8 protein-coding genes and 1 tRNA gene are annotated in these 8,553 nt (G+C 58.3%); 2 read left to right on the top strand and 7 right to left on the bottom strand.

The features are described from left to right. The first annotated feature begins 205 nt into the window (after positions 1-205). The gene (gene csrA, locus ACZ3HH_RS16985) at positions 206-400 is read left to right on the top strand and encodes a carbon storage regulator CsrA (protein WP_007905913.1); all 195 of its coding nucleotides are present in this window, start codon (positions 206-208) and stop codon (positions 398-400) included. Positions 401-591: 191 nt separating this feature from the next. On the opposite strand, the gene ACZ3HH_RS16990 is transcribed toward csrA, so the two are convergent. The 4 genes from ACZ3HH_RS16990 to ACZ3HH_RS17005 all read right to left on the bottom strand — a co-directional run bounded on the left by ACZ3HH_RS16990 (position 592) and on the right by ACZ3HH_RS17005 (position 2,699). Then, positions 592-1,047 (bottom strand): DUF2214 family protein, encoded by a 456-nt coding sequence (locus ACZ3HH_RS16990; protein WP_465806064.1) that lies wholly within the window; start codon positions 1,045-1,047, stop codon positions 592-594. A gap of 212 nt (positions 1,048-1,259) precedes the next feature. Then, the gene (locus tag ACZ3HH_RS16995; RefSeq protein WP_465806065.1) at positions 1,260-1,754 is read right to left on the bottom strand and encodes a hypothetical protein; all 495 of its coding nucleotides are present in this window, start codon (positions 1,752-1,754) and stop codon (positions 1,260-1,262) included. A 178-nt stretch (positions 1,755-1,932) separates the two neighbouring features. Then, complete coding sequence (locus ACZ3HH_RS17000) at positions 1,933-2,400, bottom strand: anti-virulence regulator CigR family protein (RefSeq protein ID WP_008007237.1); 468 nt, start codon at positions 2,398-2,400, stop codon at positions 1,933-1,935. 222 nt (positions 2,401-2,622) lie between these two features. Further along, positions 2,623-2,699 (bottom strand) — tRNA-Val (locus tag ACZ3HH_RS17005). A 183-nt stretch (positions 2,700-2,882) separates the two neighbouring features. Here ACZ3HH_RS17005 and ACZ3HH_RS17010 point away from each other — a divergent pair. After that, positions 2,883-4,166 (top strand): NAD(P)/FAD-dependent oxidoreductase, encoded by a 1,284-nt coding sequence (locus ACZ3HH_RS17010; protein ID WP_465806067.1) that lies wholly within the window; start codon positions 2,883-2,885, stop codon positions 4,164-4,166. Between the two features lie 112 nt (positions 4,167-4,278). Here the strand turns inward: ACZ3HH_RS17010 and ACZ3HH_RS17015 are convergent, their stop codons facing one another. The 3 genes from ACZ3HH_RS17015 to ACZ3HH_RS17025 all read right to left on the bottom strand — a co-directional run bounded on the left by ACZ3HH_RS17015 (position 4,279) and on the right by ACZ3HH_RS17025 (position 8,220). Beyond that, positions 4,279-6,702, bottom strand: a complete 2,424-nt coding sequence (locus ACZ3HH_RS17015) for a TonB-dependent siderophore receptor (protein WP_465806069.1) — start codon at positions 6,700-6,702, stop codon at positions 4,279-4,281. Between the two features lie 67 nt (positions 6,703-6,769). Continuing rightward, entirely contained in the window at positions 6,770-7,714 is a 945-nt protein-coding gene (locus tag ACZ3HH_RS17020; RefSeq protein WP_465806071.1) for a FecR domain-containing protein, read from the bottom strand. Then, positions 7,711-8,220: a sigma-70 family RNA polymerase sigma factor gene (locus ACZ3HH_RS17025; protein ID WP_465806073.1), complete on the bottom strand. Its 510-nt coding sequence runs from the start codon at positions 8,218-8,220 to the stop codon at positions 7,711-7,713. Before ACZ3HH_RS17025 ends, ACZ3HH_RS17020 begins: the two co-directional genes overlap by 4 nt. Between the last annotated feature and the right edge of the window lie 333 nt (positions 8,221-8,553).

Genomic DNA, 8,553 nt, shown 5'->3' on the forward strand with positions numbered 1-8,553 from the left:
GGATCCTGTTCGAGCGCCGCAAAATGGGCGCAAAACAACGAGAATGATGGTTGCGGCCTCTGTATAGTTACGCCTTGGGAATTAATGCAGCATCTGCGCGTCAGAAAGAGGCACCCAAACTGCGAGACTTCGCACTAATCTATACCTATACCGACCTCTGCACTGTCCGAATCAGGTGCCCTACAAAGCAATCAAGGAGAAAACCATGCTGATACTCACCCGCAAAGTCGGTGAAAGCATAAACATCGGTGACAATATTACGATCACCATTCTGGGCGTTAGCGGCCAGCAAGTCAGGATTGGCATCAACGCCCCGAAAGACGTTGCGGTGCATCGCGAAGAAATCTATCAACGCATTCAGGCTGGCCTGACCGCGCCAGACAAGCCGCAAACACCCTGAATCCTGCGGTAGTCAGTAGCCAGCCCATTCTGCCTCGAATAACGGCTGGCTAAAGATTCAAGCACCGCATCGCCCTCTGCCCAGCCTCTTTGCGATACCGTCGCAACGTGGAGCCGATACTACCGCCCATCTCATGCCATGACTGTCAGACGTTTCGGATTTGCTGCAAGAAAGGATCTCCTCCTTCCGCGCTAACCAAACGTAACCCCACGTGCCATGCCTGCGGCAGCCACGACCATCAACATCAGCAGCAGCGCTTCGATATGACTGATACGGGCAAACAGCGTTGCGCGCCCTGTATCGACAGCCGCCCCACGCCCCAGCGCAATCCGCCATTTGATCAGCGCCACCATCGGCGCAATTTCAAGCAACAGGATAAGGACGAAGAGCGTCATTTTGAGATGAAACAGCGGTTGGTGAAGATAGTAATCAGTGCCTTTTTCATATCCGCCAAAGGCTCGCATCCCACCCGTAATCAAGAGAATGACTGCAGAGATCCCCCACAGATTATCCGCAACCAAAACGCTGCGTGCCTCCCCCACCCCGGCAATAAAACGACGTAAAGCTGTGCCGCGGGTCAGTACCGCCCAAAAACCCAGCGCAAAGGCCAAGAGGTGAATCGCCGCGAGAAACCAGTGAGCCAGCATCGACATACTCCTTATAGACGAAGTTGAAACAGCCCTACAGTAGTAGTCCATCGAGGGGGATTTGCCCACGCAGCGGCTCCACTGATTACCCGCACATCACCACCGCCAGGGCGCCCCATATGCTGAGTGTTTCCACGCCAGACTCAATTGGCAAATAACGGGCACAAAAAAACCGGGCTCCTGATGGATACCCGGCCTTGAGAGTCCTGGACTTAATCCAGTCTTTTTGAAATCGAAGTGCGAGCGTTGCTCAACCCTTTTGTGTTGTGAACGCCGGGCGTAGACGCCGAAATGGCAGAGGCTTTCGCCACCCCTCGCGTGTCCCTGGAATGCGCAATGCCTGAAGTGACTGAGCCATGGCCGCGGTCACTGTTACGCTCGCTACCATAGTGATTGCCACTGACGCCGCGGTCCCGGACGGCTTTGCCGACGTGATCACTACTCAAGCCTGCGCCACGGCCATTGCTGCTGACGCCGCCGGAATGGCCGGAACCACCCTGGCCGCCACTACCACCATGGCCACCACCGTTACCGCCGCCATTGCCACCGCCGTTACCACCGCCACCGCCACCGCCGTTACCACCACCGCCGCCATCCTTCGCGTAAGCGGAACTCATGATGGACAGATCAGCGGGCAATAATGGGGCGGCTGCAAGCATCAGCACGCATGACATGACAGCTGCAAAACTCTTGTTTTTTAATAACATGGTGGGGTTCCGTGAGATTGATATTGCACGGAGTAATTGACCAGTTCGGCCCCATACAGTTCAAAGATCGACGACCAGCGGGCAGGCAATGCGCAGTTATCGAACAATGCACATTGCTTCCCGTGATTTCGCCGGTCGTTATGCGGCGAGGGTGCGATTGAAATGTGTGGCTTTCATATCAATCGAACGCGCCATTGAGAACTTCATAGATGATCCCGGTAGCGATGGCTACCAATATCAAGTCAGTGCCAGCCTGCCGCCACTCGTAGCCATCGTAGTGCGGAAGCCTGCCGAGCAATCGGCCATCGAGTTTTTTGGCGATCCCGGGCGGTAGCGGTTTTCCGCGGGCGAGATTTTTTTGAATGCCGGGTGGCAAGGCGGGCCCGGGACTCCAGTAGTCGCGATAACCACCCACGATTCCAAGGACACTTCCGTGGTTGATGCTCGGGCCGTGACTCCAATCGTCACCCCCTGAACCTTTGCCTTTGTTTCCATGGCTGGCGTTGCCATGGTCCTGGATGTTTTGTGGATTTCCCTTGCCGCTTCCCTGGCCTTTCCCGTTTCCCGGGTCGGCCAATGCAGTCATTGAACCGGACGCCAAGGCAAGACACGTCATAGCGGCAATCAACGAGCGAGATCTAAACATATCCGTTCTCTCAGAAAGGGGATGCCCCCTGCAATGTAGACGGTTACGGCTGTGTTAGTTCAGAAACTGTGTGCACTGGAGGTGACGACAGGGCCAGACGGGAAAATCGAACGAACGGAGAGCAGAGCTGGCCCAGTCAGTTGATAGCTGGGCCAGAGACAACAAAAAAGGGCCCACCTTTCGGTGAGCCCTTCTAGACCGCCCAGCAGAGCGGATTTTGTTTGGTAGGCGCGATTGGACTCGAACCAACGACCCCCACCATGTCAAGGTGGTGCTCTAACCAACTGAGCTACGTGCCTGCTGTGAGGCGGCATTCTACGGAATTCCGGAGGGGTGTCAACACCTTTTTTTCACCTAACCCTATGAATATGCAAAATATTTAATTTTGCTGTGGCAAAGAAGATTTTCCGCTGGCTGGCGGTCGTTTTTTAACTCGGGTAGGATCGATGCACTCGTAAAATATATTAAACAGAGGCTGCAGGATGGCGAACACTCCCTACCCAGAGTCCTATTACGCCGCATCGGCTAATGCAGCGCCGCCGCGCCCGGCCTTGCAGGATGATGTAGAGACTGATGTCTGTGTCATCGGCGCCGGTTATACCGGCCTGTCCTCTGCCCTGTTTCTGCTGGAGAACGGTTTTCGGGTAACGATTCTGGAAGCGGCCAAAGTGGGTTTTGGCGCATCGGGGCGCAACGGTGGCCAGATCGTTAACAGCTACAGCCGTGATATCGATGTGATCGAGCGCAGTGTCGGTCCCAAGCAAGCTCAGCTGCTGGGGCAAATGGCATTCGAGGGGGCACGAATCATTCGTGAGCGGGTGGCCAAATACAACATCCAGTGCGACCTGAAGGACGGCGGTGTGTTCGCCGCCATTACCACCAAGCAGATGGGCCATCTGGAATCCCAGAAGCGCTTGTGGGAGCGCTTCGGTCACACGCAACTTGAGCTATTGGATCAGCGACGCATCCGTGAAGCGGTGGCTTGCGATCAATACGTCGGCGGCATGCTCGACATGAGCGGCGGGCATATTCATCCGCTCAACCTTGTCTTGGGCGAGGCAGCCGCCGTGGAGTCGCTGGGCGGCACTATTTACGAGCAGTCGCCAGCGGTGCGCATCGAGCGCGGCGCCAATCCAGTGGTGCATACGCCTCAGGGCAAGGTCAGGGCCAAATTCATCATCGTCGCCGGCAACGCTTACATCGGTAATCTGGTGCCGGAGCTGGCGGCGAAGTCGATGCCCTGCGGGACTCAAGTGATCGCCACTGAACCCTTGGGCGATGAATTGGCCAAGCATCTGTTGCCCCAGGACTACTGCGTCGAAGACTGTAACTACTTGCTCGACTACTACCGCCTGAGCGCTGACAAACGCCTGATTTTCGGCGGCGGCGTAGTGTATGGCGCACGAGATCCGGCGAACATCGAGGCGATCATTCGACCGAAGATGCTCAAGGCCTTCCCGCAGCTCAAGGACGTGAAAATCGATTACGCCTGGACCGGCAATTTCCTACTGACCCTGTCGCGACTTCCCCAGGTCGGACGGCTGGGCGACAATATTTACTATTCCCAGGGTTGCAGCGGCCACGGCGTGACGTATACGCACCTGGCGGGCAAGGTGCTGGCCGAGGCATTGCGCGGTCAGGCCGAACGCTTCGACGCCTTTGCCGACCTGCCCCACTACCCGTTCCCCGGCGGACAATTGCTGCGTACACCATTCGCTGCATTGGGCGCCTGGTATTACGGATTGCGAGACAAACTGGGTTTCTGACGGGACACAGACGAAAAAAGGGGCAACTGAAAAGTTACCCCTTTTTACATCAGCATGTCCCGTCCTGAATAAGGTTTACACCTTCTGATCTATTTTCAAAAATAGACCGTATTCAGAAGTCGACCGTCGCCGAAAGGAGGTAGGTCCGTGGGGTCGAGAGCGTCAAGCCAGGCTCGCTGTCATCCGAGGCCCCGGCCGAACTCCAGTAGCGCTTGTCTGCCACGTTCTCGACATTGGCACGCAGAGTGATGTTCTTTTCGTCGACCTTGAACGCGTAGCGCGCACCCACGTCGAAACGCTCCCAGGAGTCGATTTCCTTGTTGTTGGACTGGTCCAGATACTGCGAGCTGGAATACAGGCCGCGACTGGTCAGGGTCAGGCCCTGCACGGTCGGCACATCCCACTCGGCGCCCAGGTTGACGTTGTATTTCGGCGTGGCTGGCGCCCGGTTGCCGTCATAGGTGCCATTGGTGGTGTTGCTCAACTCACTGTCGATGTACATGACACCGCCAAGCAGGCGGAAACCATCGAGCGGTTCACCGAACACACTCAGCTCCACGCCCGTATTCTCGCGCTTGCCGTTCGGGCCGAAAACCCGGGTCGTGGCGTTGGTTTCATAGGCCGGCTGCTTGATCCGGAACACCGCGGCGGTCACGGCGAACGCACCCGCGTCATACTTGGCGCCGACCTCGACTTGCCGGCTGATGAACGGCGGGAATATCTCGTCCTCGTTCACAGAGGTCGATGGCGCGATCTTGCCCTGGCTCAGGCCTTCCATGTAGTTGGCATACAGCGACAGCTTATCGGTTGCCTTAAACAGGATGCCGCCCGACGGCGAAACCTTTTCTTCATCGTAGGCCGTGGCGCCTTTGACATCATCCGTCCAGTCGTCAACCTTCACGCGCTGCCAGCGGGCGCCCAGGGTCAGCAACAGCCGGTCATCGAAGAAACCCAGAGTGTCGGACAACGCCACGCCGCTAAATCGGTTCTCGGTGTAGACCTTCGAATCGAGTCGAGTCGGTCTGCCAGGTGTTGCTGTTTCCACGGGGTCATAGAGGTTGCTGCGGGCCGCGGCATAACGGGCGCCGCCATTTTCGAAGTCCATGTAGAAATAGCTGGCGGCCAAATTGACCTCATGGCTCACCGGGCCGGTATGAAACCAGTTGCGCACCCCTGCCGTGGCCGTCCGGACATTTTCGTCACGGGTGAAGTCACGCGGCTGAACGCTGAAATCGCCGGCGTCATTGGTGACCGCCACGGCATGCCGGAGAAAGTCATGATTGCTTTTACGCGCGCCCACGCCGCCGTACAACATGACGGAATCGCTGATATCGAATTCGCCGTTCACCATCCCGAACGTGTCGTTGGTACTCGCCTTGCTCCAGGACTGCGCATAGTTGCGGCGCACATCGTTCGCATTCGGCACCTTGGCATTGGCGCCGACCTGCACGCGCTCCTGCGGGGCGTCGGTATCACGCTCGGTGCGCCCGATGTCCGTCGAGAGTCGCAGGCGTTCACCGCGAAAATCCAGGCCCAGCACGGCCATCTCGCGGTCGACACTCTGGTGATCCCATTCGGTGTCGCCGGATTGCTTCACGCCGTTGAAGCGAATACCGAATTTGTTGTCTTCACCAAAGCGCCGGCCAACATCCACCCCACCGCCGACCTGGGTGTCGGAAGCGTAGCTACCGGTAAACGAAGTGATGGGCCTGTCGGTCGCGCGCTTGGGCACCACGTTGATCCCGCCACCCACACTGCCCCGCGGCGAGATGCCGTTGATGAGCTGGCTCGGGCCTTTGATGATGTCGACGCGGTCGGCCATCTCCATGTCGATCGTATAGGTCGGCAGGACGCCGTAGAGACCGTTGTAGGCGACATCACTGTTGAACAGGCTGAGCCCGCGAATGGTGAACTGCTCATAACGCCCACCCGCCGGGTTGGTGGCGCGAACCGAAGGATCACTGGCGATCAGGTCGCCCAAGGTCCGAGCCTGCAGGTTTTTGACCGCCTCGCCGGTGTAGGTGGTCATGCTGAACGGCGTTTCCATGAAATCTTTTGAGCCCAGCAAGCCTTGCGAACCACGGCGCGCGACCTGGCCGCCGGCATACACCTCACCGTCCGCCCCGCCCGTGGCACCGAGAATCGAGGTGGGTGCCAGTTGCAGGCTGCTGCCTTCTGGCGCCGGGGTCAGGATGTAGGCCTGTTCGCCCACCGGCTGCAGCTGCAGACCGGAACCCTGCAACAGCCGGGCAAAGCCCTCCTCGACCGCGTATTCGCCGGAAAGACCGGGACTGGCGCGACCGCCCACCAGTGCCGGGTCGACCGAGAGATTGACACCAGACAGACCGGCAAACCGGGTCAGCGCATCGCTCAGGCTGCCGGCAGGCACCTGATAATTGCGCCGGGCACTGTCTTCGGCCCAACTGGCAGTGATGAATAACGGACTGGCACTCAGGCCCAGCAATAAACTCAGGTGCAACAACGGACGCAGGCGGGAGGAAGCCGGGCGCGGACAGCAAGGTATTACTGCGGGCATTGATAGAGTTCTCTTGATTCGTTCACATGCCTTGAATGACAAGCGAGTCGAAAAAAGGGGACAGGCTTCACACACTATTTTTGCGCGGCAGCAACGTCACCCAATAACGGGTACGTGAATGCACCTCCAGCGGCAGGCTGGCCGCGAGCAGCGCGAGGACGCGATCGGTGTCGTCCAGGCGGAAACTGCCGGTGACACGCAACGCTTCAAGCTCCGGCTCCCAACGCAGCACACCCGGTCGATAAGTGCTGAGTTCGCGCAGGAATTCTCCCAGCGGCTGGTTTTTCGCCATCAGCACGCCCTCTCGCCAACCCGGCGCAAGCACATCGAATGGGCTGATCGGCCCGACACCAGCTGCTTGAAGACTGACCTGTTGACCACTGCGCAAAGCCAACGCCGGCCCCTGCAGGGGTTGCAATTGCACGGCGCCGTTGTACACCGACACGCGGCAACCGCTCGCTTGCTGACGAACACAGATTTCGCTTTGGTTGACGATGATCTGTCCAAAATCCGTTTGGATCGTCAACGGCGACGTGCTCGGCACCCTCAGCGACAGCTCCCCCTCAATCAGCTTCAAGCGACGGCTCTGCAAATCCACATCGACGGCACTGGCCGTGTTGAGCTGCAAGGAACTGCCATCAGCGAGCTGCAGCTGTTTGCGCTCCCCGATGGCCGTATGTAGATCGGCTCGCCAGACATCCAGGGGCAATTGTCGACTGATCAACCAAGCGGCCGGCACCAACGCCACCGCACCCAATGCACGCTTGAGCACCACACGCCGACCCGGCTCGGGACGATCCAGACTTTTGAGCGCCAACGCTGAAGGCAGACTGGCAAACCGCTGACGCAAGGCTTGAGCCTTCTGCCAAGCCTGCTCGTGACTGACGCAACTGTCGCGCCAACGCTGCAGATTCGCATGATCCCGCTCACTGGCACTTCCAGATTCCAGCAAGGCGAGCCACTGCGCGGCAGCTCGCACTGCCTGACGGGCATCGGGCACCGGACTGTTCACAGTTCCACCAACAGGCAATGCTCATAGGCTTGCGCCATGTAGCGTTTGATCGTGCGCTCCGATACCCGCAGGCGCTCGGCGATTTGCTGATAGTTCAAGCCTTCCAGCTGACTCCAGAGAAACGCCTTACGCACTGCCGCTGGCAATCCATCGAGCAGCTCATCCAGGGCTTGCAGGGTTTCGAGCAACAACCAGCGCTGCTCGGGCGACGGCATACAGTCTTCCGGTAACGCCGCCAGTGCCGTCAGATAAGCCTGCTCGAGGCTTCGACGCTTATAGAAATTACTCAGCAGGCGTTTGCCCACGGTCAGCAGATAGGCACGGGGCTCTTGCAGATCGGCAATTCGTTGAGAGCTGGCGAGTAAACGCAGGAACGTATCCTGACTGAGGTCCGCAGCATCACAGCCATTGCCCATGCGCCTTCTCAACCAGCCTTCCAGCCAGCCACGGTGATCGCGGTACAGGTCGTGGAAGGTTTGCTCCTTCGGCATCGCCACATCACTCATCTCAAGAAGCCCTGTGCCAAGGAGTTATCGTAAATGAGAGTGATTCTAATTAATGTCGGAGCCGGGAACCAAGTGCTTTATGCAATTGGGGCGCAGAAAGGTTGGGCGGGAAGGAAATGAGAGAGGAAAAGCCAAATCGCAGACACAAAAAACCCCGGTCTTTCGACCAGGGTCTTTGCTATCGACTCGAAACAGACACTGGCTTTACCAGCGGCTTGCTTCGTAGCTCCAAGGCGTTCAGCGGGCCTTGAGGCAGATATGGCGCAGCGGACGGGACTCGAACCCGCGACCCCCGGCGTGACAGGCCGGTATTCTAACCGACTGAACTACCGC

The organism is Pseudomonas sp. PME37.24/025 (assembly GCF_055556615.1).

Excerpts from the sequence above, each read along its gene's own strand:
- csrA (WP_007905913.1), top strand. The coding sequence starts at position 206 with ATGCTGATACTCACCCGCAAAGTCGGTGAAAGCATAAACATCGGTGAC.
- ACZ3HH_RS16990 (WP_465806064.1), bottom strand. The coding sequence starts at position 1,047 with ATGCTGGCTCACTGGTTTCTCGCGGCGATTCACCTCTTGGCCTTTGCG.
- ACZ3HH_RS16995 (WP_465806065.1), bottom strand. The coding sequence starts at position 1,754 with ATGTTATTAAAAAACAAGAGTTTTGCAGCTGTCATGTCATGCGTGCTG.
- ACZ3HH_RS17000 (WP_008007237.1), bottom strand. The coding sequence starts at position 2,400 with ATGTTTAGATCTCGCTCGTTGATTGCCGCTATGACGTGTCTTGCCTTG.
- ACZ3HH_RS17010 (WP_465806067.1), top strand. The coding sequence starts at position 2,883 with ATGGCGAACACTCCCTACCCAGAGTCCTATTACGCCGCATCGGCTAAT.
- ACZ3HH_RS17015 (WP_465806069.1), bottom strand. The coding sequence starts at position 6,702 with ATGCCCGCAGTAATACCTTGCTGTCCGCGCCCGGCTTCCTCCCGCCTG.
- ACZ3HH_RS17025 (WP_465806073.1), bottom strand. The coding sequence starts at position 8,220 with ATGAGTGATGTGGCGATGCCGAAGGAGCAAACCTTCCACGACCTGTAC.